We start from the raw sequence: 23,241 nt of genomic DNA, 5'->3' as shown, positions 1-23,241 counted from the left end.
AAAATTGCCTAGAATCTTCTGGTGTCCATGCATAAATGAATGGATCAGTGATGTCGGAACCCCATTGGGAGTGGTATCGCAGCTTTTTGCAGGTGCTGGAGTCCGGGTCGCTGTCAGCGGCGGGCCGGGCCATGGGCTTGGCACAGCCAACCGTGGGCCGGCACATCGACGGGCTGGAGTCGGCGCTGGGCCTGCAACTGTTCACCCGTTCGTCCGATGGCTTCGCACCCACCGAAGCGGCCTATGAATTGCAGCCCTATGCGGCCAGCATGGCCGCGACGGCTGCCGCGCTGCGCCGCGTGGCGGCCAGCCATGGCGCGGGCGTGCGCGGCACGGTGCGCCTGACGGCCGGCGAGGTCGTGGGCGTGGAGCTGCTGCCGCCCGTGCTGGCGCAATTGCGCGCGGCCCATCCTGAACTGCGCATCGAACTGGTGCTGTCCAACGCGGTCGATGACCTGCTGCGCCGCGAGGCCGATGTGGCCGTGCGCATGTTCCGGCCGCAGCAGGAGGCGCTGGTGGCCCGCCATATCGGCGCCATCGAACTGGGGCTGCACGCCCATGAGAGCTATCTGGCCAGGCATGGCGTGCCGGCTTCGCTGCAGGAGCTGGCCGGGCACTCGCTGATCGGCTTTGACCATGAGAACGCCTTCATCCGCAGGTTTCAGCAGCAGTTTCCGATGTTCACGCGCGAGGCCATGGCGCTGAGCTCGGACAGCGACCTGGCGCAGCTGGGCGCCATCCGCGCTGGCTTTGGCATCGGCATCTGCCAGTCGGCGCTGGCGGCCAGGGACGCGGGCCTGGTGCGGGTGCTGCCGCAGGCATTCTCATGGAAGCTCGATACCTGGGTGGCCATGCATGAGGACCTGCGCAAGAGCGAGCGCTGCGCCGTGGTCTTCAAGGCGGTCGCGCAGGCGCTGACGGCCTATGCCAGCAGCGGTGCCTGACGACCCGGGCGCCTGTGTTTCATTGGGCGTGCAGCAGGCAGCAGCGCGCGAGATGGCGCAGCATGGATTTCCTGCGCTGGGATGCAACAAACGCCTGGCAGTTGTGGGCGATATAGCCCGCCATGACCCCGGTCAGGCCGGCGACCGCCCACAGCGGGATGGGCACCAGGGAGTCCAGCAGCACGGCGCAGCCGGCCAGCAGCAGCAGGCACGGAAGCAGCCGCAGCAAGGCAGCTTGCAGGGGTTGTTGCCTGCGCAGGAGGGCGAGGACCTGGATGGCAGTGCGTCTGCGGAATCTGCCGGCTTGCTTGCGAAGAACGTTCACGGCTCGTGTCGGGCGTTGATTTGCGTCAAAAAATTGTGTGCAAATGTATCACCTCAATGCGCGAACATCAAATGCGCCGGTTCCATGAGAAATGAAAAGGGCCCGCGCATGGCGGGCCCTGGAAAACTGCCGTATTGCGCCTGCGTTCACCGCATCTCGAACTCGATGGCGATCAGCACGAAGGCCGCCATCCACAGCGTCTCCACCACCAGCAGTGCAAAAGGCCGCCAGCCGGCCTGCGCCAGTTGCTGGAACGAGGTCTTCAGGCCCAGGGCCGCAATGGCCAGCACCAGGCAGTTGCGCGACAGGTCGCTCAACTGGTGCTGCAGGCCCGGCGGCACCCAGCCCAGCGAGTTGATGGCCACCAGCGCGACGAACACCCACAGGAACCAGGGCACCAGGCCCGGCTTCTTGCCGTGGTGCTGCTCGGCCGCAGCCTCGCGCTGGCGCTTGAACAGGGCCGAGACCATGACCACCACCACGGCCAGCATGGACACGCGGAACAGCTTGACGATGGTGGCGTAGTCCCCTGTGGCCTGGTCGATGGTGTAGCCCGCGCCCACCACCTGGGCCACGTCGTGGATGGTGCCGCCGATGAACAGGCCCGCCAGCTCGGGCGGCAGGTGCAGGGCGCGCGCCACCAGCGGGTACAGCACCATGGCGGCCGTGGACAGCACCGTGACCGTGACCACCACGGTCAGCGTGAAGCGGTCGCTGTCCTTGTCGCGCGGCAGCACCGACGAGATGGCCAGCGCCGCCGAGGCGCCGCAGATGGCCACCGCGCCGCCCGATAGCACGCCCTGCGGCCGCGTTAGGCCCAGGCGCCGGCCCAGCAGCGTGCCGCACAGCAGCGTGGTGACCACGGCGGCGATGACGATCAGCGCCGTGGTCCAGCCCAGGCCCGCGATCTGCGTGGCCGTGATGCGCGCGCCCAGCAGGCCCACGCCCAGGCGCAGCACGCCGCGTGCGCAGAACTCGATGCCCGGCTTGGCGCGCGCGTCCTGGCTCAGGAAGTGGAAGGCCACGCCGAAGAAAAGCGCGAACAGCAGCTGCGGCCCGCCATGCAGCGTGGAGACGAAGGTGGCTGCCAGCGCAATCACGCCCGACAGGCCTGTGCCGGGCAGGAGCTTCAGCCATTGCAGCATGCGCGGCACGGGCGGCTGCGCTGCCAACGGGGCTTGAACCTGGCTCATGGCTGCTCCTTGCCGCCCGCCGCATCCGCCAGCACGGCCAGCGCGCAGGAGGCGATGCGGCTGGCCACCGAGTCCGAACGGCTGGTCAGCACGATGGGCACGCGCATGCCCAGCACCAGGCCCGCGCATTCGGCATCGGCCATGTAGACCAGCTGCTTGTAGATCATGTTGCCGGCCTCCAGGCTGGGCACCAGCAGCACGTCGGGCTGGCCGGCCACATCGGAGACGATGCCCTTGTGATGCGCCGAGCGCAGCGAGATGGCGTTGTCGTAGGCCAGCGGCCCGTCGAGGATGGCGCCGCTGATCTGCCCCCGGTCGGCCATCTTGCACAGCGCGGCCGCGTCGATGGTGCCGGGAATGGCGGGGTTGACCGTCTCCACCGCCGAGAGCACGGCCACGCGCGGTCGGGCAATGCCGATGGCACGGGCCAGGTCGATGGCGTTCTGCGCAATGTCGCGCTTGTCCATCAGCGTGGGGAAGATGTTGACCACGCAGTCGGTCATCAGCAGTGGGCGCTCGAAGCCCGGCAGGTCCATCACGAACACATGGCTGGCGCGGCGGCTGCCGCGCAGGCCGGCCTCGCGCGCCACGGCAGCGCCCAGCAACTCGTCGCTGTGCAGGCTGCCCTTCATCAGCGCGCGGGCCTGGCCGCTGCCGCACAGCGCCGCCGCCTGGGCCGCCGCCGCGCGTGGATCGTCGGCTGTGGAATGGATGGACGCGCCCGCCAGGTCCAGCCCGGCCGACTGGGCCGATGCCCGGATGCGTGCCTCGGGGCCCACCAGCAGCGGCGTGATCAGGCCCGCCTGCGCGGCCTGCATGGCGGCCTGCAGCGAGCCCGCATCACAGGGATAGGCCACGGCCACCGGAATGGGGCCTTGCGCCTTGGCCTGGTCGAGCAAGTGCTGGAGATGGGGGCGGTGCGTGGCGGGCGCATCGTCGGCGGCCACGGCGAGTGAAAGTGGGGGGACCATGAAAGCTCCTGCGGGAAAGTACAGGGCCCGGCGCGAGCAACGCAGGGAATCTGGGAATCGGCTTTCGAGGGCCTTGCGCTTCACCCAGGCGCATGAAACCGGCGCGGCCCATCCCAGAGACACCGAGGAAGGGCCGCCCCGCACCGAGGGTGTCGTCCCCCTCCCTAAGCGCAGCGGGTAGAGAGGGGGAAGGCGCGCAGCGCCTCAGGGGGTGTCAGACGGCGTCAGACAAAGTCTTTGTACTTTTCGAGGAAGCGCACGGGCTTGGCCAGCGCATCGCGGCGGAACGGGTCGCCCAGTTCGCGCGTGCACATCACCTCGATCACGCAGGTCTTGCCGTGGTTCATCTGCAGGTCGATGGCCTTTTGCAGCGCCGGGCCCACGTCCTCGATCTGGTCGACCACGATGCTCTCGGCGCCCATGGCGCTGGCAATCGCTGCGAAGCTTTCGCTTTCCAGCTCGCCGGCCACGAAGCGGCGGTTGTAGAAGTCCACCTGGTTCTTCTTCTCGGCGCCCCACTGGCGGTTGTGGAAGACCACGGCCGTGACGGGAATGTCATGGCGCACGGCGGTCATGATCTCCACCATGCTCATGCCCCAGGCGCCGTCGCCGGCGTAGGCAATGGCCGGACGGTCGGGCGCTGCGCACTTGGCACCGATGATGGTGGGCAGGGCATAGCCGCAGTTGCCGAAGCTCATAGGCGCGAAGAAGCTGCGCGGCTCGTCGAAGCGCAGGTAGCTGTTGGCCACGGAGTTGATGTTGCCGATGTCGGTGGAGACCATCACGCGCGGCGGCATGGCCTTTTCCAGCTCGCGCAGCACCTGGCGCGGGTGCAGGTACTTGCCGCCCGTGGGCGTGCGCTCGCCCTTGGCCTCTTCGATCATGTCCAGGCTGTAGGGGTCGCGCTCATGCGTCCACTCGTCCAGCTCCTTCTCCCAGGCGGCCTTCTCGGTGGCAATGGTGTCGGCGCGCGCGGCCTTGGTGGCGTCGCAGGCCAGGGTCTGGCCCTGCAGGCGGCGGCCCAGCTCGCGTGCCACGGCCTTGGCGTCGCCGTGGATGCCCACCGAGATCTTCTTGACCAGGCCCAGGTTGGTGTGGTCGGCCTCGACCTGGATGATCTTGGCGTTCTTGGGCCAGTAGTCCATGCCGTGCTGGGGCAGGGTGCCGAAGGGGCCCATGCGCGAGCCCAGCGCGATCACCACGTCGGCCTGGGCGATGAGCTTCATCGCGGCCTTGGAGCCCTGGTAGCCCAGCGGGCCGGCCCACAGCGGGTGCTTGGCGGGGAAGGCGTCATTGCGCAGGTAGCCCGTGACCACGGGGGCGCCCAGGCGCTCGGCCAGCTGCCTGCATTCCTCGACCGCATCGCCCATGACCACTCCGCCGCCGGCCAGGATCACGGGGAACTTGGCCGTGGCCAGCAGTTCCGTGGCGGCCTGCAGGCTGTTTTCGCCGCCCGAGCCGCGCTCTACGCGCATGGGCTTGGGGATTTCGCACTGCACTTCGCCGTAGAAATAGTCGCGGGGGATGTTCAGCTGGGTGGGACCCATCTCGGAGATGGCGCGGTCAAAGCAGCGGGCCGTGAACTCGGCCATGCGCTTGGGGTTGCAGACATGGCCCTGGTACTTGGTGAACTCCTGGAACATGGGCAGCTGGTTGGCTTCCTGGAAGCCCCCCAGGCCCATGCCCATGGTGCCGGTCTCGGGCGTGATCATGACCACGGGGCTGTGGGCCCAGTAGGCGGCGGCGATGGCGGTCACGCAGTTGCTGATGCCGGGGCCGTTCTGGCCGATCACCACGCCGTGGCGACCCGAGACGCGCGCATAGCCGTCGGCCATGTGGGCCGCGCCCTGCTCGTGCACCACGGGGATCAGGCGGATGCCGGCGGGCGCGAAGATGTCCATGGCATCCATGAAGGCCGAGCCCATGATGCCGAACATCTCCGTGACGCCGTTGGCCACGCAGGTCTCCACAAAGGCTTCGGAAGGGGTCATCTTCTGGACGCCTTCGACCACCGTACGATTGTTGGCTGCAGTCATGTTGTCTCCTTGAAAATGGAACTTAATGTTCCGAAAAAAGAAATTACGGCGCAAGTCTAGGACTGACTTCGCCTGGATGTCAAACAAATTTCTTTTTTCGGAACAAATTGACTCGAAAAATTGAAAAACATATGATGACCAACACCATGAACACCCGTGACCCCATCCCTGCCCGTATCGATGGCGACACGCCCAACCTGCGGCTGTTCGCCCTGCTGGAGGCCATTGCCCAGAAGAACGAGCCCTTCACGCTGCAGACCATGGTCGAGGAGACAGGCCTGCCCAAGCCCACCATGCACCGCATGCTCCAGCAGCTCGAAGGCGCGGGCATCCTGCAGCGCGAGGGCAATGGCCGGCACTACGGCACGGGCCGGCGCCTGATGCGGCTGGCCGAGAGCGTGCTGCTCAACAACACCACGCATGGCGCACGCCACGCGGTGCTGGCGCAACTGGTGCGCGATATCGGCGAGAGCTGCAACATCACCGCCTTCTCGGGCAGCGAGGTGCTCTACCTGGACCGGGTGGAGACGCCCGCGCCGCTGCGCTTTTATCTGCACCCGGGCTCGCGCGTGCCGGCCCATTGCTCGGCCACGGGCAAGCTGTTCCTGAGCCAGATGGCGCCCGCGCAGCGCAGGCGGCTGCTGTCGGCCGTGCCGCTGGAAGGCTTCACGGCCAACACGCTGACGGCCTTTGACGCGCTGGACGCCGAGCTGGACCAGGTGCGCGCCCAGGGCCATGCCTTCGACAACGAGGAATTCCTTCCCGGCCTGCTGTGCCTGGGCGTGCTCGTGCCCTCCATCCAGGGCGGCCCCTCGAACATGGGGCTGGCCGTGCAGGCGCCCATCATGCGTTTCACGCGCGAGCGGGCGCTGTCCTTTCTTCCCCAACTGCGCGCGGCGGCCGAGGCGATTGCGCGCATCAACGACGAAGTCCCCCCGGGAGCCCCTGACGATGACTGAGCTGACCCTGATGCATCCCACGCGCACGCTTGGCGTGCGCGAGACCTTCGGCCTGGACACCGACATGCAGGTGTCGGCCTTTGCCGAACGCAGCGAGCATGTGCCTGCCGTGGACCCGGCCTACCGCTTCAACCCGCAGGCCACGCTGGCCATCCTGGCCGGCTTTGCGCACAACCGGCGCGTGGTCATCCAGGGGCTGCACGGAACGGGCAAGTCCACCCATATCGAGCAGGTGGCGGCGCGGCTGAACTGGCCCTGCGTGCGCGTCAACCTCGACGGGCACATCAGCCGGCTGGACCTGGTGGGCAAGGACGCCATCGTGCTGCAGGAGGGCCGCCAGGTCACGCAGTTCCAGGAAGGCATCCTGCCCTGGGCACTGCAGCGGCCCGTGGCCCTGGTCTTCGATGAATACGACGCGGGCCGGCCCGACGTGATGTTCGTCATCCAGCGCGTGCTCGAACGCGAGGGCAGCTTCACCCTGCTGGACCAAAAGCGCGTGCTCCAGCCGCATGCGCAGTTCCGCCTCTTCGCCACCATGAACACCCTGGGCCAGGGCAACCTCAGCGGCCTGTACCACGGCACGCAGATGCTCAACCACGCCCAGCTCGACCGCTGGAACCTGGTCACCAGCCTGGACTACCTGGCACCGGCCGAGGAAGCCGCCATCGTGCTGGCGCGCGTGCCGCAGTTGGCCACGCCGCAGGGGCGCGAGCAGGTGGCCGCCATGGTGGCGCTGGCCGCGCTCACGCGCAAGGGCTTTGCGGTGGGCGACCTGTCGCTGCTGATGTCGCCGCGCACCGTCATCACCTGGGCCGAGAACGCGCAGATCTTCCACGACCTGCGGCTGGCCTTCGAGCTGTCCTTCCTCAACAAGTGCGAGCCGGCCGAGCGGGCCATCGTGGCCGAGTACTTCCAGCGCTGCTTCGGCCAGGAACTGGCGCTGCGCGACGAGCCCGCCCATGTCTGCTGAGGCATCCCCCTCGCTGGCGCGCATGGAGGCCTGGGGCGGCGCGCTGCTGCGCGCCATGGCGGGCGATGCCTCGCTGCAATGGAGCGGGCAGACGCTGTACCGGGGCACGGCGCCCGTGGCGCTGGCAGCGGCCCACCAATCCGATGTGCCGGCCCGATTGGCCGACCAGCGCGGCCTGCTCGACGGCGCCAGTTTGCGCCTGCGGCTGAGCGATGCCGGCCTGCACGCGCGCCACCTGCCCGGCGACCCGGTGGAGCGGCTGGTGTTCGAACTGCTGGAGCAGTTGCGCGTGGAAAGCCTGGCGCCCGAGGAATGGCCGGGCGCACGCGCCAACCTGCATGCGCGCTTTGTGCACTGGAGCCAGGCCTTTGCCGATTCGGGCCTGACCGAAAGCAGCCTGGGCATCCTGCTGTTCACCGTGGCGCTGACCGCCTGGAGCCGCCTGAGCGGACATGAGCCGCCCGATGCCCTGGCCGACCTGGCCGAGGCCACGCGCGCCGGCCTGTCGGCGCAACTGGGCGCGCAGTGGGCCCTGCTGCGCCGCCACCGGCAGGACCAGCAGGCCTTCATTGCGCCGGCCCTGGCCATCAGCCGCTGGGTGGGCCAGGCCGTGCGGTCAGCCCAGGAAGAGGCGCCGCGCGGCGCTGGCGGGCCGCGCCGGCGCGGCAGCTTCGCGCTGCCGCTGCACTTTGAATCGCAAAGCCTGGATGCGCCGCCCGTGGCGCTCAGCGGCGACAGCCGCGCCTGGGCCGGCTCGGCCCACAGCTACCGCGTGTTCACGCGCGCCTATGACCGCGAGGCGCAGGCGGCCGAGCTGATCCGCGCAGCGCAACTGGCCGAGTTCCGCGAGCAGATGGATGAGGAACTGGCGCGCAGCGGCTTGCACGCGGGCCGGCTGGCCCGCCACCTGCAGCAGCGCCTGGCCGTGCCGCGCCACGACGGCTGGCAGTTCGGCCTGGAGGATGGACACCTGGATGCAAGCCGGCTGGCGCAACTGGTCAGCGATCCGCAGCAGCGCGCCATCTTCAGGAACGAGCTGCCGCGCCCCGTCAGCGATGCGGCCGTGGCCCTCCTGCTGGACTGCTCGGGCTCGATGAAGGCGCATGCGCGCCCGCTGTCCCTGCTGGTGGACCTGCTGGGCCGCGCGCTGTCCATGGCCGGCGTGCCGGTGGACGTGCTGGGCTTTTCCACCCAGGCCTGGAACGGCGGCCGCGCCCGCCGCGACTGGCAGCGTGCGGGCCAGCCCCACATCCCGGGCCGGCTCAACGAGCGGCTGCACATCGTCTTCAAGGACGCCGCCAAACCCTGGCGCCACGCCCGCCACGGCATTGCCGCGCTGCGCAGGCCCGACCTGTTTCGCGAGGGCGTGGACGGCGAGGCCGTGGAATGGGCCTGCGAGCGGCTGCTGGCGCGGCCCGCGCAGCGCCGCATCCTGCTCGTCATCTCGGACGGCTGCCCCATGGACACGGCCACGCACCAGGCCAACGACGAGCACTACCTGGACCAGCACCTGCGCCAGGTCATCGCCCGGTACGAGCGCGCGGGCGACGTGCAGATCCGCGCGCTGGGCGTGGGGCTGGACCTGGGCGTGTTCTACCGGCGCAGGCTGGCGGTGGACCTGCGCGAGCAGATCGATGAAGCCCTGCTGATGGACGTGGCGGAGTTGATCTGCCGGCCGTGATGCCGGCCCTGGTGCTGGCCGTGGTGCCCTCCGTGATGTCCTCCACGATAGCGACTTCGCTCAGTCCCCATCCCGCCCGGGTGGGACTGCAGATCTAGCGGACCTGCGCGACAAAGTCGCTCACCAACTGCGCAAACTCCACGGGCATTTCCACGGCACTCAAATGCGCGGCGGGCAGCGACACCAGCTGCGCGCCCGGAATCTGCGCCTGCATGTCCTCGGACAGGGCAGGCGGCGTGGCCTCATCGCGACTGCCCGCAATGAGCAGCGCGGGGCAGGCGATGCGCCGATTGCTCTCGCGAAAATCGATGCCGCCCACGGCCGCACAGGCGGCCGCATAGGGCTTGGCCGCCAAAGCCTCCAGCCCAGCGCGCAAGGAGGCCACGCGGGCCGCCTGCCCGGTACGGAACTCGGGGGTGAACCAGCGCTGCATGGCGCCGTCGGCAATCACCGCCACGCCCTGGTCGTGCACGGTGGCAATGCGCGCCTGCCAGCCTGCGCGCGCGGCCTCGTCGTAGTAGCTGGCCGAATTGGCGATGGTGATGCTGCGCACCAGCGCCGGATGTCGCACGGCCAGGGCCTGGGCCGTCATGCCGCCCATGGACAGGCCCACGAAGTGCACCGGCCCCTGGCCCAGCGCCTCGATCACGCCGGCTGCGTCGTCTGCCAGGTCGTTCATGTCGAAAGCCTCGCCGATGGCGGGCGAGCGGCCGTGGCCCCGGTGGTCGTAGCGCACCACGGTGAAGCGGTCTTCCAGCGCCTGGGCAACGCCGTACCACATCTGGAGGTCACAACCGAGCGCGTGGCTCAGAACGAGGGCCGGGCCTTGGCCCTGCTGCACAACATGGAGTTTCGACATGGCGGTCACTGCTTGGGGAAAAGGCGATTATGGGATGGCCCATGCGGGCAGGCGGCTACGGATACCACGCATATCCGGCATCTCAGCCCCATAATCCCCAGCCATGCACGCCCTGCGCAACTCCGTCTCACTGGCCCGCCTGGTCATGGCGTGGTTCGCGTTGACGCTGGGCCTGGCGATTGCATCGCCCCTGGTGCACCCGCAGGCCATGGAGCTGGTCTGCACGGCTGGCGGCAGCGTCAAGCTGGTCGTGGTCAACGGTGAAGAAGGGCAGGCGGTGTCGGCCCAGCATTCGCTGGACTGCCCGCTGTGCCTGGCGGTGACGCCGCCGCCCGCGCATGTCTCCCCCTCCTGGGCGCAACCACAGCCGCTGGGCCGCGCGCTGCAGCCCATCGTCTCTGCCCGCATTGCCTCCCTGGTCGGCGCGCCGCTGCCCCCGCGCGGGCCTCCCTTGCTGCTGCTGATCGCCTGAGCCCTCGGCTGCTGTGCAGCGCTGTCCCGCGCTGTCTGGCCGCTGGCCTGTCTCAGAACATTGCCGCACCGGCCGGGCGCAGCCTTGGCGGTGCGGCTTCGCCAAGATTCCACGCAGGGAAGCCATGTTCCGTTCCGATTGCCATGCGGCGCCGCAGCGCGCCGCCGATTTTTCTTCGACCCTCCCATCCGTTGCTTGCGTTGCCCTGACTCGCCGCGCCTGCCTTGGCGGCGGCCTGGCCGCACTGGCGCTGCTGGCTGGCTGCAAGCCCGCCACCGTGCCGTTCAAGGGCATCGACCTGACCGGCGCGCAGTACGGCCGGGACTTCCGCCTGCGCGATGCCGATGGGCGCGAGCGCACGCTGGCCGACTTCAAGGGCCAGGCCCTGATGGTCTTTTTCGGCTTCACCCAATGCCCCGATGTCTGCCCCACGGCGCTGACGCGCGCGCTGGAAATACGCGAGCTTCTGGGTGCCGACGGTGCCCGCCTGGCCGTGGCCTTCATCACCATCGATCCCGAGCGCGATACGGCCCAGGTGCTCAAGGCCTATGTAGGCGCCTTCGACCCCGGCTTTGTCGCGCTGCGCGGCGACGAGGCGCAGACGGCCGAGGTCGCCAGGGAATTCAAGGTCTTCTACAAGAAGGTGCCCACGGGTGCGTCCTACACCATGGACCACTCGGCCATCACCTATGTCTTCGATCCCGAGGGCCGGCTGCGCGTGGCGTTCCGCCATGAGCAGGAAGCGCAGGACTGCGCGGCCGATCTGCGCCAGATCCTGGGGGCGGCATGAAGAGCTTTGCACTTTCTCTGGCCGGCGCCGCAGGCCTTTGCGCCGCATCCTCCGCCCTGGCCCAGGCAGAACCTGTTCTTGCGGATGTGGAGGTGCGCGCCCGCGGCGCCGCCACCACGCCCGAGGCCCGCGCCGCGCAGGCCGTGCAGGCTGCGCGCGATGAGCTGTCGCAGCGCGCAGGCGGCACGGCCGTCATCGATGCAGCCAGCTACGCGGCCGGGCGTGCCAGCACCGCCGCCGATGCACTGGCCTACGCGCCGGGCGTGCTCGCACAGACGCGCCACGGCCCGGAGACGCGGCTGTCCATCCGGGGCTCGGGCGTGCAGCGCGGCTATCTGATGCGCGGCATACAGCTCTACCAGGACGGCATACCGCTGAACCAGGCCGATGGCGCGGCGGACTTCCAGTCCATCGACCCCATGGCGGCCCAGCATGTCGAGGTCTGGCGTGGCGCCAATGCGCTGGAGTACGGCGCCAGCAGCCTGGGCGGCGCGATCAACTTTGTCTCGCCGACCGGCCTGACGGCGCCTGCCGCATCGCTGCGGCTGCAGGCCGGATCGTTCGGCCAGCGGCAGGCACAGGCCCAGCTGGCGGGCCGTGGCGAGCGGGTGGATGGCCTTCTGAACATCGGCCGCAGCGAGCAGGACGGCTGGCGCGAACAGTCGGCCTGGCGCACGCAGCGCCTGTCCGGCAATGTGGGCCTGCAGCTCACCGATACGCTGGAGCTGCGCGCCTTCCTGTCCCATGTGGATGCCGACATGCAAATGCCCGGCAGCCTCACGCGCGCGGCCATGCTGGCCAATCCGCGCCAGGCCGCGCCCGGCTATGTGGCGCAGGACGCCGGCAACAACTACCGCCAGACGCGCGGCGCCCTGCGCATGGACTGGCAGCCGCGCGAAGGCCTGCGCTGGACCACTTCGCTGTTCGCGGCGCAGCGCGACCGTTTCCACCCCATGACCATGGGCATCGTCCAGCAGGACATGCGCGACACGGGCCTGGACTCGCGCCTGGTGGCCGAGCTGGGGCAGGGCGGTGGCCTCACGCGCAGGCTGGTGCTGGGCTTTTCCAGCGCGCAGCTCGATGGCGATGAATGGCGCTACACCAATGCGGGCGGCGCGGCCGGCACGTCCACGGGGCGCACGCGCGTGAAGGCGCAGCAGGACGTGGTCTATGGCGAATACAGCCATGGCCTGAGCACCCGCTGGACGCTGCAGGCCGGCCTGCAGTTCGTGCGCGCCCAGCGCCGCCAGGACAATCTGCTGGCGCCCGCCGCCAGCTACGACGTGGATTTCAGCCACACCTCGCCCAAGTTGGGCCTGCTGTTCGCGGCCACGCCCACGTCGCAGTGGTACGCGAACATCAGCGGCAGCTTCGAGGCTCCGCCCATTGGCGAGCTGGTCTACCAGCCTTCGCTGCCGCTGGGGCGCGCGCAAAGCGCAACCACGGTGGAGGCCGGCTGGCGCGGCCACGGCGAGGCCCTGGCCTGGGACGCCGCCATCTACCACTCGCGCGTGCGCCGCGAACTGCTGGCGCTGACCGACGCCAGCGGCGCGGCCCTGGGCACCACCAATGCCGACCGCACCATCCACCAGGGGCTGGAGCTGTCCATGCAGGCACGGCTTGCGCCGCGCTGGTCGCTGCGCACCCAGTACCTCTACAGCGACCTGCGCTTTGACAACGACGCCGTCTACGGCCGCCGCCGCTTGGCCGGCATTCCACCGCACCTGTTGCGGGCCGAGCTGCAGTGGAAGGCCACGCAGCAGGTCACGGTCGCGCCCGGCCTGGAGTGGCTGCCCTCGCGCACCTGGGTGGACCATGCCAACACCGTGGCCTCCGATGGCTATGCGCTGCTCAACCTGCGCTTGAGCGGGGCGCTGGGCGACGGCTGGAGCTGGTTCGTCGAAGGCCGCAACCTGACCGACCGGCGCTATGCCGCGACCACGGCCGTACAGGCCAATGTGCGCGGCGTGGACGGTGCCTATTACTTTCCCGGAGATGGCCGGGCCGTGTACGCGGGCCTGAGCTGGCGCATGCCCTGAGGGGGGCCGGGCGCAGCGCCGAAAGGCGCCGCTGCCATGGCGTGCGACCTGGCATGGAGTGCTTTTGCCTTGTGCTAAAAATGGGCCGGTCCATCCACCCCGATGCCCATCCAGCAAGTAGGAAAGGGACACCTGGCGCCATGAAGAGGCTTCTTTCCGACAAGGTGCTCCTGCGCCTGGTGCTCGGCAACCTGCTGGTGGCCGGCCTGCTGGGCCTGGCCACCTGGTTGAGCCTGCGCGCCAACCACCAGGCCGACCTGGACCTGGGCGTGGCCGTCACCCGGAACCAGGCCCGCAGCCTGAGCCTGGAGCTGAACGCCGAGATGCGGCTGGTGGACAACGCCCTGGCCACCGTCGCGGGCCGCTACCGCAGCCGGAGTCTGGAAGGCGCGGACGTGGCGGCGCTGGCCCTCTATGAAATCCTGCAGGAGCAGCGCGCCCTCGTTCCCTTCGTCACGGCGCTGCGCGTCACCGACGCCAATGGCCAGGTCCTGCAGAGTGCGAACGAGGAGGAGCCGGCATTTTCCGTGGCCGAGCGAGGCTACTTCGACCGGGCGCGCAACACCGACCGCATGGTGGTCTCCGACCCGCTGGTCAGCCACTCCTTCAAGAAATGGGCCATCGTGCTGGCGCGGCGGCTGCAATCCGGCGACGGGGATTTCCAGGGCATCGTCTACGCGGTCGTCGCGGCCGAGCATTTCCAGTCGCTGTTCCGCCGCCAGGCCTTCGGGCCCGACAGCGCCATTGCGCTGCGTTCGGACAAGGATCTGCTGGTGGCCCGCTACGCGGCAGGCGACCCCCAGCCCATGGCCGGCATCGGCGGCTCGGAAGTCTCGGGCGAGTACCACCGGGCCCTGGCCGATGACCGGGAGCTTGGCTGGTACATCACGCCCACGCTGCTCGATGGCGTGGAGCGCATCACGGCCTACCAGCGCCTGGCCGGCTATCCGCTGACCGTCTTCACCGGCCTGGGCACGGAAAGCTACCTGGCGGGGTGGCGTGCATCGGCCTGGCGTGCCTGGGCGCTCACGGGCCTGAGCATCGCGCTGATCGCGCTGGGCTCGGTCAGCCTCTATCTGCTGCAGCAGCGCGAACGCGTGGCGCGCATCCGGCTTGCCGAGCTGCTGCGCCAGCAGGAACTGTTCATGGACAACGACCTCATCGGCATCGCCCGCCTGCGCGAGCGCCGGCTGCTGTGGACCAACCAGGCCCTGCAGCGCATGCTCAAGCGCCCGGCTGGCGAGCTGCTGGACCACTCGGCGCGCATCCTCTACCCGGACGAGGAAACCTACGAACGCTCCGGCGAACTGGCCTATGGCGCACTGCGCTCCAGCGGCAAATGCCACGCCCAGATGCAGCTGCAGACCAGCGATGGCAGCCTGCTCTGGGTCGATGTCAGCGGCGCAGGCCTGGCCGATGGCGAATCGATATGGGTCTTCGTGGACATCGACGCGCTCAAGCGCGGCGAGCAGGCGGCCCAGCACCAGGCATTGCACGACGTGCTGACCGGCCTGGCCAACCGTCGCGCGCTGCAGGCGCGGCTGCAGCGCGCGCTGGCCCAGGCCAGCGGCCCCGGCCAGCTGGCCGTCTGCTTCATGGACCTGGACGGCTTCAAGCAAGTCAACGACACCGAAGGCCACGACGCCGGCGATGAAGTGCTGCGCATCATCGCCCGCCGCCTCGCCACCCAGGCCCGCGAAACCGACTGCGTCGCCCGCCTGGGCGGAGACGAGTTCGTGCTGCTGCTGGACGAACTGGCCTCGGCCGACGACGCCCGGCAGATCATGCAGCGCTGCCTGGCCTCCATCCGCCAGCCCATCCGCCTGCACAGCGGCGCCACCGTGCAGGTCGGCGCCAGCATGGGCATCGCCCTCAATGCCTCCCGGGAAGATGCCACCCAGCTCCTGCAGCGCGCCGACGAGGCCATGTACGCGGCCAAGCGCGCGGGCAAGGGGAGGATTGTGCTGGCGGGCGGGTAGGGATTTTGGGGCTATGCCGCCGCTGTGATTGCGGCAGTTGTCCGGGCGAAGGGGGCCGTGGACTCAACAAGGCAAGGCCTTGAATGCCGAACCAGAAGTCACCGCCGGGGCGGTCACCAAAGGCCGGGCGGCAGACCCGGCCTTTTCTTTTCTTGCTTTCGCTTTTCGGCGCTCGGCCTCTTCAATCCATATCCGGATCCTCGTCGCAGCCCGAGCCATTGACGGAGCACATGGAACCTATCTTGATTTTCCGCATGGGCTGCTTGGCTAGCCTTTCACAGCGCGACATTTGCTCGGCATACATATCGTCCATGTGCGTGCCGTCAATCATGATCACCCCATTGCGAATGATGGGCTTTGCCTGACCATCGGCAAGGGCGAAGGCCATTTTCCTGAGAAGAAAACCGGCATGGTGGCAAGGGCCCAGGGCCATGGCAATCCTGGTCATTTCAGGATCAGGAACCCGATTTTTGGCCTGCGTCAGGCTGTCCATCTTTTCCATGAAAGCCCCATCGTTCTGCGCGATCTGCCCCACCAGCTTGGTCATGCCCGCCTGATTGCGCTTTTTCACAAGATCCGCGATCTGGTCCTCCAGGCGTCTTGCCGCAGCGGCATCACCGAATGCAGCCAGAGAGGCAGATAGTGCATCGTTCTCGGCCGCCGATACTCCGTTCGGCACACACAGTACAGCGCTCGCAGCCAGCAAGGCGGCCATGATCCGGCGAGTCCGGATTGCGCCTTGCGGCCGCAGGCGTCCTCCCAATGCAATGGTGTTCATGTTCTTTGAAGTTGGATTGAAATGAAAATCTCCATTGCGCAGACGCAGTGGAGAAGAAGGGCTTGGGCGGGAATGGCCAAGCCGCCGAACTCTATCTCAATATGCGAATGGATATCCAGGCATCTGCCAGTCAATTGCTTTGTCGCACCACCAGTTCATAACCCAGATCCAGGCTTGGCGATTCCCCGGCCTCTGCGCGCATCCATTGCAGCAGCATGCGCGCACCTTCGGTGCCCACGCGGCCAAGCGTTCGGGCAGGGGCGGATTGTGGTGGCGGGTGGGCAGGGCTATGGAGGCCGTGCCGCTGCTGTGATCGGGGCAGTTGCCGGGGCAGGTGGGGCCTTGGGCTCAACAAGGCAAGACCTCGAATGCCGAGCCAAAAGACGACGCAAGGCCGTTGATGGCCCGTGTGCACACGCGTGCCCGGTTGAATGCGATGTCGCACAGCAGCGCGATGGCAAAGGCCAGATAGGCCATGTAGGCCAGGCCGATGTAGCTGCCAAACACAATGGTGTGCAGCCAGTCCTGGGCGAACAGATACAGCGTGGCAGTCACCGCCGAGGCGGTCACCAGCACGATGGCGGGCAGTACCAGCTGCAGCCCCGCCCGCCTGCGTCGCGCCGTCACGCCGGTCAGGGCCAGAAACACCAGCGCATTGGACGCAGTGAAGATCCTGAACTCCCGCAGCAGGCTGGCCGTGGTCTGGTGGTAGGCCGACTCGATGAATTCCACCAGCCGGGCGCGCATCTGGATCAGCGATGCCAGCTGGGTGGCTTGGCGCTGCTGCGTGTAGACGGCATTGCGCTTGCGGCATTCGCAGTCAGCACGGCGCATGTCGGTCATGACCGAAGCCAGCTTGTCGGGGATGCCTGCCTCGATCTCGCGCCGCACTGCGGCGATCTCGCCATCGGTCCTGCCCAGCGCCTTCTGGGCCAGGCCCGCCATGCGCGAGCCTGAAAGCGCATCCAACTGGGTGCCCAGCCTGCGCTCGATCTCGATGCGGATGATCTCCTTGCCCAGGCTCTCGACCAGCAATGGCGAGGAAAACGACAGGGCGAAGGCTGCGCCGAACACAAGCGTGCCCAGGATGCCGAAGCAAAGAATGAGGGTTCGAATGCGCAAGCGGTGCCGTGGCTTTTCAACCCTTGCGCGGCGCCATGCCCAGCGTGGCCAGCAGCCCCGCGCAGGCGTCCTCCACCAGGTCCAGCACGTCCTCGAAACCCCGGTCGCCGCCGTAGTAGGGGTCGGGCACTTCGCGCGCGGTGTGCTCGGTGCAGAACTCCGTCAGCCGCTGTACGCGGTGCCATTCGGACTCGGGGCAGATCCTGCGCGCTGCAGATTCGTTGGCGCCATCCATCACCAGCACCTGATCGAATGCCGTGAAGTCCTCGGCCCGCAGTTGCCGCGCGCGCTGCTGCGAAAGGTCATAGCCGCGCCGCGCGGCATGGGCCTGGGAGCGGCGGTCGGGTGCCTCGCCCACGTGGTAGCCGTGCGTGCCTGCAGAGTCCACTTCGATGCGGTCAGCCAGGCCCGCGTCGGCCACCATTTTTTCAAGCACGCCGTGGGCCGTGGGGCTGCGGCAGATGTTCCCTGTGCAGACCATGAGGATTCTTTTCCTCTTTGTGGCTGGCCTGCTGCCAGCTGACTGTTCCCGAATCTGTTCCATAAACCTCCCTGTGGGTAACGGGCTTCACGACATCTGGATTGCCTGCGATGCCCAGGCGCTCGCCGGCATTTTCCACGCCCCGCACCTGATCTGCCAGGCCGCTTATGCTGCGCCCATGGTGGAACTGCTTTGTTTCTGGATGGCCCGGGTGGGTGCGGCCCTGCTGGAGTTGCGGTTGCTGCGCAGCAGCGACGGTGGCTTCAGGGTGATGCTCATCACGGCGGCCATCGTGGTCATCGTGTGCCTGGCGTTGCTGTCCTTCTACGCCTGAGCCCGCAGGGCGGGCGTTTTCGGGCGCCCTGTCAGGCGGATTTGATGGTGCTGCGCTGCCGGCATGGGACGTGGCTAAACTCAATGCAGCGCCATCTTGCACGCCAGTGCGGATTCTTCGATCACCGCGCAAAAGAGGCATCAAGCATGTGCCCCGACTTTTCCAGGCACGTAAAAGTGTATTGAACGCTCAAGGCATCAGCGCTTGCCAGTCATTAATTGACGGCATTTTTTTATTGAGCAAATCAATTGTTATCTCTGGAATTTTCAGAATATATTTTTGTCGTCTGTGCTTGAGTTAATAGATTTGGATAATTGCTTTATTCAGGCTGTTTTATTGTTTTTATTAAGTATCTGAAGGAAAAGTTGATGAAAATAAAAGCTCTTGCCGCCAGCGTGTGCCTTTCCTTCTCGGGCCTTGGCCTCGCATTGGCGGATACCCAGTACACCTATGTCGGCGTCAACTACAACGACGCCCATGCGCCTTACACCACAGCCATGAGCCTCAGCGGCTCGATGGTCCTGCCTGCGACCCTGCCGGCCAGTCAGACGGACATCGTCATCGGTCCGGGAACGTCCTATCCGATCAGCAGCTGGTCGTTCAGCGACGGCGTGAATACCTATACGCAGGCCAATGCGCAGATCCTGGCTGGTATTTCAATCGGTGATCCGCCGCGCTTCAAGGTTTCTACCGATGGCAGCGGCAATATCACTGCCTGGAACCTGGCGATGGTTTCACCCGCTGCGCCCCATGTCCAAGGCCAGCCGGTGGACGTTTTCAATATCGCCTCCGGCTCGGGGGACATCGCTGGTGACCATTCGGACACCACATGCGTCTTATTGAATGGCAATGTGTGCAGGCAGGTGCTTGCTGGTGGTACAGGATTCACTTTTTCGCCTGCCCAAGGCAGCTGGAGCATGCAACCCTTCATTCCCCCGCAGCCCGGCCCGGTGGCCGTGCCGCTGCTGGGATGGCCTGCGCTGCTGGCGCTGATGGGTGGCGTGGCCGTTCTTGCAGCGTGGCAACGGCGCAGGGATGGTATGGGAAGCTAGGCACGCAGGACTTTCCTGCGCGGCTGTGCTCCGCACGAATCTCAGTGCAGCGCCACCATCAACTGCCCATTCTCATTGCGCACCGCATGGGCGCGCACAGAGTGCTCGGGCGCCTCCAGGCATTCGCCGGTGGCCAGGTCGAAGTGGTGCTTGTAGATGGGCGAGGCGACGACGACGCGCTCGCCCAGGCTGCCGACCAGGCCGCGCGCGAGCACGCTGGCGCCGCAGCGCGGGTCCACGTTGTCTATGGCGTAGAAGCGGTCTTCGCCAAGGCGAAAGACCGCCACATGCCGGCCTTCGACCAGGGCGCAGACCCCCGTGTCGGGGACGATGTCGCGGGTGGCGCAGACGGGCATCCACTGTTCTTGGGCGGGGTGTGTCATGGCGGTGCCTTGTCGGTGGTGTGGGTGCGGGCCGGGATCAGGCCTGGATCAGACCAGGGCCTCGCTGCGCTCTTCGCTGCGCGCCGGGCGGATCTGGCCGCGCTCCTGCACGAAGACGATGTGCTCGTCGGGCTGGTCGCTGTTGATGAAGCTGCGAAAGCGCTGGCGCACTTCGGGCGTGGTGATGGCGGTCTTCCACTCGCACTGGTAGGTGTCCACCACATGCTGCATCTGGGCCTCGAGTTCGGCGCCCAGGCCCAGGCTGTCGTTGACCACCACGTCCTTGAGGTAGTCCAGGCCGCCTTCCAGGTTTTCGCGCCAGGTGCTGGTGCGCTGCAGGCGGTCGGCCGTGCGCACGTAGAACATCAGGAAGCGGTCGATGAGCTGCAGCAGCCTGTCCTTGGACAGGTCGGAGGCGATCAGCTCGGCATGGCGCGGCTTCATGCCGCCGTTGCCGCAGACGTAGAGGTTCCAGCCCTTGTCGGTGGCGATCACGCCCACGTCCTTGCCCTGGGCCTCGGCGCATTCGCGCGTGCAGCCCGAGACGCCGAACTTGATCTTGTGCGGGGCGCGCAGGCCCTTGTAGCGGTTTTCCAGCTGCACGGCCAGGCCCACGCTGTCGTCCACGCCGTAGCGGCACCAGGTGGAGCCCACGCAGCTTTTGACGGTGCGCAGCGACTTGCCGTAGGCATGGCCGGACTCGAAGCCGGCCGCGATCAGCTCCTCCCAGATCAGCGGCAGCTGCTCCACGCGGGCGCCGAACAGGTCCACGCGGGCGCCGCCCGTGAGCTTGGTGTACAGGCCGTATTTCTTGGCCACCTGGCCGACGGCGATCAGGCCGTCCGGCGTGACCTCGCCGCCGGGCATGCGCGGCACCACGGAGTAGCTGCCGTCCTTCTGGATATTGCCCAGGTAGTAGTCGTTGCTGTCCTGCAGGCTGGCGAGCTGCGGCTGCAGCACGAACTCGTTCCAGCACGAGGCCAGGATGCTGGCCGCCAGCGGCTTGCAGACATCGCAGCCCAGGCCCTTGCCATGGCGGTGCAGCAGCTCGTCGAAGGTCTTGATGCCGCCCACGCGCACCAGGTGGTACAGCTCCTGGCGCGAGTGCGGGAAATGCTCGCAGACATGGTTGTTGACGGCCATGCCGCGCCGGGCCATCTCGGCCTTCATGACCTGGGTGGCCAGGGGCACGCAGCCACCGCAGGTGGCGCCGGCCTGGGTGCAGGACTTGAGCTCGGCCATGGTGCAGGCGCCTTCGCCCACGGCTGCGCAGATCTGCGCCTTGGTGACGTTGTTGCACGAGCAGATCTGCGCCGTGTCGGGCAGTGCGTCCACGCCCAGGCCGGGCTTGGCCTTGCCGTCGCTGGAGGGCAGGATGAGGAACTCGGGCTCCTCGGGCAGGGCGATGCTGTTGAGCGTCATCTGCAGCAGCGTGCCGTACTCATCGGCATTGCCCACCAGCACGGCGCCCAGCAGCTGGCGGCCGTCCTCGCTGACCACGATCTTCTTGTAGACCTGCTTGCGCTCGTCGATGAACTGGTAGTTGCGGCTGCGCGGCGTCTTGCCTTGGGCGTCGCCGATGCTGGCCACATCCACGCCCATGAGCTTGAGCTTGGTGCTGAGATCGGCCCCGCCGAAGGCGGCCTCGGCCTCGCCCGCAATGTGGCGGGCCGCCACGCGCGCCATGTCGTAGCCGGGTGCCACCAGGCCGAAGGTCTGCTCGCGCCAGGAGGCGCATTCGCCAATGGCGTAGACGTTGCGGTCGCTGGTGCGGCAATGGTCGTCCACGGCCACGCCGCCGCGCGGGCCTATGGCCAGGGCGCATTGGCGGGCGATCTCGTCCCGCGGGCGGATGCCGGCGGAGAAGACGATCATGTCGGTCTCCAGGTGCGTGCCGTCGGCAAACACCATGCGGTGGCGTGCCGTGGCGCCGTCGGTGATCTCCAGCGTATTGCGGCCCGTGTGCACCTGCACGCCCAGGTCCTCGATCTTGCTGCGCAGCACGCGGCCGCCGCCGTCGTCCACCTGCACGGCCATCAGGCGCGGGGCGAACTCCACCACATGGGTCTCCAGGCCCAGGTCGCGCAGGGCCTTGGCGCATTCCAGGCCCAGCAGGCCGCCGCCCACCACCACGCCGGTCCTGGAGCGCGCGGCCGATGCCTGCATGGCCTCCAGGTCCTCGATGGTGCGGTAGACAAAGCAGTGCGGCCGGTCGCGCCCCGGCACGGGCGGCACGAAGGGCACCGAGCCTGTGGCCAGCACCAGCCGGTCGTAGGGGATGACTTCGCCATCGGCCGTGGTCACGGTGCGCTCGCGCCGCTCCACGGCTGCCGCCCTGGCCGCCAGGCGCAGCGTGAAGCCGCTGGCCTCGAAGAAGCCGGGCGCCACCAGGCTCAGGTCCTCGGCGCTCTTGCCGGAGAAGAATTCCGACAGGTGAACACGGTCGTAGGCGGCGCGCGGCTCCTCGCACAGCACGGTGACGTTCGCGTCTGCCACGCCCAGGGCATGCAGCTGCTCGAGAAATTTGTGGCCCACCATGCCGTGGCCGATCACAACGATGTTCATCTGGCGTCCTGCGTTGCGCATCCAGTGTTTTGCGGGCCGCAGGCCAGGGCCGGCGGGTCAGGGCAGCCAATGCAAGTGCCGTGCCAGCACCGCGGCGCGGTGCCTGCCCGTGGTGCACGCTGTCTGGTGCGCAGACAGCGTGCACCGCAATGCGCCCGCCGCACCGTGCAGGGGCGGGGTGCGCCGTGGTGGTGCGTCAAGTGCGATCAAGTGCGCCAGGTCCGCCAGGTCCGCCAGGAACGCCCGGTGCGTCAGGCGCGAGGCAGTCCCTGCGCGCGGCTGCGCCAGGCCTCGGGCGCGCAACCGAATTGCGCGGCGAACCAGCGCGTGAAGGCGCTGTGGCTGGCATAGCCGAGCATGGCCGCGACCTGGCCCACGCTGTAGTGGGGATGGTCCAGGTAGCGCAGGGCCAGCTCATGGCGCACTTCGGTCAGCAGCTCGCTGAAGCTCAGGCCCTCGCGGTCCAGTTCGCGCTGCAGCGTGCGCAGGCTGCGCCCCATGCCCTGCGCCACGCCTGCGCAGGTGGCGTTGCCCGAGGGCAGCAGCAGGTAGATGACCCGGCGCGCCTGGTGGCCCACGGAGGCGGCACGGTGGGCCGGCATGGCCTCCACCAGCCGCAGCGCATAGCGCGCCAGCGCGGGGTCGGCCAGCGGGTTGGGCTCGTCCAGGTCGGCGGCGCGGCAGGCGATGCCGTTGAACTCGGCGCCGAACGTGATGCGGCAGCGGAACATGCGGCGGTGTTCGGACAGGTCGGCCGGTGGCGCGTGGCTGAAGCTGACGCCCTGCGGCCGCCAGCGCTCGCGCAGCAATGCCTCGCACATGCGCCACAGCACGCCCATGGCCAGTTCCACGGACTGGCGCATGGCGCCGTGCAGGACGAAGTCCTCGCGCAGGATGACGATGCCCCCTGCATCCTCCAGGTGGATCAGCAGCGATTCGTTGACCAGGTGCATGTGCGCGACCAGCGTGTCCAGCGCATGGCGCAGCGTGGGCTGGTGCAGCAGCAGCAGGCTCACGGCGCCGAAGCTCGACAGCTGGCGGTGCCGGGCCATGCGCAGGCCCAGGGACTCGCAGCCCGTGGACTGGGCCGCGTCTTCCAGCAGGCGCGCGACGATGGCCACGTCGATCAGCTGGTCCTGCTCGCGCAGCAGCGCGGGCCGCAGGCCGGCCTGGCGCAGTGCCTTGTCGGGGTCGCCGCCCAGTTCGCGCATGACGTCCGAAAAATGGGTCAAGGCCGCCGCGCGCACCATGGTGACCATGCTTGCCCTCCTGTCAGTCCGTGGCCTGGTGGCACGAAATGCAAAGAGG

Annotated in this window: 21 protein-coding genes; 10 read left to right on the top strand and 11 right to left on the bottom strand. The window is 68.0% G+C overall.

The window, feature by feature from the left end; genetic code table 11:
• Nucleotides 1-50: 50 nt before the first annotated feature.
• Entirely contained in the window at nt 51-944 is an 894-nt protein-coding gene (locus AC57B5_RS12870; protein WP_496399678.1) for a LysR family transcriptional regulator, read from the top strand.
• A gap of 19 nt (nt 945-963) precedes the next feature.
• On the opposite strand, the gene AC57B5_RS12865 is transcribed toward AC57B5_RS12870, so the two are convergent.
• The 4 genes from AC57B5_RS12865 to xsc all read right to left on the bottom strand — a co-directional run bounded on the left by AC57B5_RS12865 (nt 964) and on the right by xsc (nt 5,469).
• A complete protein-coding gene (locus tag AC57B5_RS12865) occupies nt 964-1,173 on the bottom strand; it encodes a hypothetical protein (RefSeq protein ID WP_012203914.1) in 210 nt (69 codons plus the stop codon).
• 242 nt (nt 1,174-1,415) lie between these two features.
• Nucleotides 1,416-2,462 (bottom strand): YeiH family protein, encoded by a 1,047-nt coding sequence (locus AC57B5_RS12860; RefSeq protein WP_013803832.1) that lies wholly within the window; start codon nt 2,460-2,462, stop codon nt 1,416-1,418.
• Nucleotides 2,459-3,433 (bottom strand): bifunctional enoyl-CoA hydratase/phosphate acetyltransferase, encoded by a 975-nt coding sequence (locus AC57B5_RS12855; RefSeq protein ID WP_065346921.1) that lies wholly within the window; start codon nt 3,431-3,433, stop codon nt 2,459-2,461. The genes AC57B5_RS12860 and AC57B5_RS12855 overlap by 4 nt, the downstream gene beginning before the upstream one ends.
• A gap of 224 nt (nt 3,434-3,657) precedes the next feature.
• Complete coding sequence (xsc, locus tag AC57B5_RS12850) at nt 3,658-5,469, bottom strand: sulfoacetaldehyde acetyltransferase (protein WP_034390943.1); 1,812 nt, start codon at nt 5,467-5,469, stop codon at nt 3,658-3,660.
• A gap of 131 nt (nt 5,470-5,600) precedes the next feature.
• On the opposite strand from xsc, the gene AC57B5_RS12845 reads away from it, so the two are divergent.
• From AC57B5_RS12845 to AC57B5_RS12835, 3 genes are read left to right on the top strand one after another with little or no spacing between them, the layout of a single operon-like run.
• A complete protein-coding gene (locus tag AC57B5_RS12845; protein WP_012203918.1) occupies nt 5,601-6,428 on the top strand; it encodes an IclR family transcriptional regulator in 828 nt (275 codons plus the stop codon).
• A complete protein-coding gene (locus AC57B5_RS12840) occupies nt 6,421-7,398 on the top strand; it encodes an AAA family ATPase (protein ID WP_496399677.1) in 978 nt (325 codons plus the stop codon). Before AC57B5_RS12845 ends, AC57B5_RS12840 begins: the two co-directional genes overlap by 8 nt.
• A complete protein-coding gene (locus tag AC57B5_RS12835) occupies nt 7,388-9,079 on the top strand; it encodes a cobaltochelatase CobT-related protein (protein ID WP_496399676.1) in 1,692 nt (563 codons plus the stop codon). The genes AC57B5_RS12840 and AC57B5_RS12835 overlap by 11 nt, the downstream gene beginning before the upstream one ends.
• A 94-nt stretch (nt 9,080-9,173) precedes the next feature.
• Here the strand turns inward: AC57B5_RS12835 and AC57B5_RS12830 are convergent, their stop codons facing one another.
• Nucleotides 9,174-9,938 carry an alpha/beta fold hydrolase gene (locus AC57B5_RS12830; protein ID WP_496399675.1) on the bottom strand — a complete coding sequence of 255 codons (765 nt, stop codon included), beginning with the start codon at nt 9,936-9,938 and terminating at the stop codon, nt 9,174-9,176.
• A gap of 103 nt (nt 9,939-10,041) precedes the next feature.
• Here AC57B5_RS12830 and AC57B5_RS12825 point away from each other — a divergent pair, with 103 nt between their 5' ends.
• From AC57B5_RS12825 to AC57B5_RS12810, 4 genes are all read left to right on the top strand, one after another.
• Entirely contained in the window at nt 10,042-10,410 is a 369-nt protein-coding gene (locus AC57B5_RS12825; RefSeq protein ID WP_012203922.1) for a DUF2946 family protein, read from the top strand.
• A 124-nt stretch (nt 10,411-10,534) separates the two neighbouring features.
• Entirely contained in the window at nt 10,535-11,200 is a 666-nt protein-coding gene (locus AC57B5_RS12820; protein ID WP_496399674.1) for an SCO family protein, read from the top strand.
• On the top strand, nt 11,197-13,239 hold the full coding sequence (locus AC57B5_RS12815) for a TonB-dependent receptor family protein (RefSeq protein WP_496399673.1): 2,043 nt from the start codon (nt 11,197-11,199) through the stop codon (nt 13,237-13,239). The genes AC57B5_RS12820 and AC57B5_RS12815 overlap by 4 nt, the downstream gene beginning before the upstream one ends.
• Nucleotides 13,240-13,379: 140 nt before the next feature.
• Nucleotides 13,380-15,218 (top strand): sensor domain-containing diguanylate cyclase, encoded by a 1,839-nt coding sequence (locus AC57B5_RS12810; RefSeq protein WP_496399672.1) that lies wholly within the window; start codon nt 13,380-13,382, stop codon nt 15,216-15,218.
• Nucleotides 15,219-15,399: 181 nt separating this feature from the next.
• Here the strand turns inward: AC57B5_RS12810 and AC57B5_RS12805 are convergent, their stop codons facing one another.
• The 3 genes from AC57B5_RS12805 to AC57B5_RS12795 form a co-directional block, all read right to left on the bottom strand.
• Nucleotides 15,400-15,996: a hypothetical protein gene (locus AC57B5_RS12805; protein WP_249320784.1), complete on the bottom strand. Its 597-nt coding sequence runs from the start codon at nt 15,994-15,996 to the stop codon at nt 15,400-15,402.
• A gap of 348 nt (nt 15,997-16,344) precedes the next feature.
• Nucleotides 16,345-17,118: a hypothetical protein gene (locus AC57B5_RS12800; protein ID WP_496399671.1), complete on the bottom strand. Its 774-nt coding sequence runs from the start codon at nt 17,116-17,118 to the stop codon at nt 16,345-16,347.
• Nucleotides 17,119-17,134: 16 nt separating this feature from the next.
• Nucleotides 17,135-17,662, bottom strand: a complete 528-nt coding sequence (locus tag AC57B5_RS12795; protein ID WP_492804770.1) for an arsenate reductase/protein-tyrosine-phosphatase family protein — start codon at nt 17,660-17,662, stop codon at nt 17,135-17,137.
• Here AC57B5_RS12795 and AC57B5_RS12790 point away from each other — a divergent pair.
• Both AC57B5_RS12790 and AC57B5_RS12785 read left to right on the top strand, forming a co-directional pair.
• On the top strand, nt 17,598-17,933 hold the full coding sequence (locus AC57B5_RS12790; protein WP_496400123.1) for a hypothetical protein: 336 nt from the start codon (nt 17,598-17,600) through the stop codon (nt 17,931-17,933). The two genes, AC57B5_RS12795 and AC57B5_RS12790, sit on opposite strands and share 65 nt — an antisense overlap.
• Nucleotides 17,934-18,247: 314 nt before the next feature.
• Entirely contained in the window at nt 18,248-18,985 is a 738-nt protein-coding gene (locus tag AC57B5_RS12785; protein WP_496399670.1) for a hypothetical protein, read from the top strand.
• Between the two features lie 41 nt (nt 18,986-19,026).
• Here AC57B5_RS12785 and nirD read toward each other — a convergent pair whose 3' ends face one another.
• The 3 genes from nirD to AC57B5_RS12770 form a co-directional block, all read right to left on the bottom strand.
• On the bottom strand, nt 19,027-19,368 hold the full coding sequence (gene nirD / locus AC57B5_RS12780; RefSeq protein ID WP_013803814.1) for a nitrite reductase small subunit NirD: 342 nt from the start codon (nt 19,366-19,368) through the stop codon (nt 19,027-19,029).
• 48 nt (nt 19,369-19,416) lie between these two features.
• A complete protein-coding gene (nirB, locus tag AC57B5_RS12775; protein ID WP_496399669.1) occupies nt 19,417-21,933 on the bottom strand; it encodes a nitrite reductase large subunit NirB in 2,517 nt (838 codons plus the stop codon).
• A 251-nt stretch (nt 21,934-22,184) separates the two neighbouring features.
• Nucleotides 22,185-23,192: an AraC family transcriptional regulator gene (locus AC57B5_RS12770; protein ID WP_252653122.1), complete on the bottom strand. Its 1,008-nt coding sequence runs from the start codon at nt 23,190-23,192 to the stop codon at nt 22,185-22,187.
• Nucleotides 23,193-23,241: the final 49 nt, after the last annotated feature.

It is taken from the genome of Delftia sp. BGA-UO-ETr-SB1 (genome assembly GCF_059567865.1).
The sequence above is the reverse complement of the archived record's forward strand: the minus strand, read 5'-3'. Positions and strand labels throughout refer to the sequence as shown.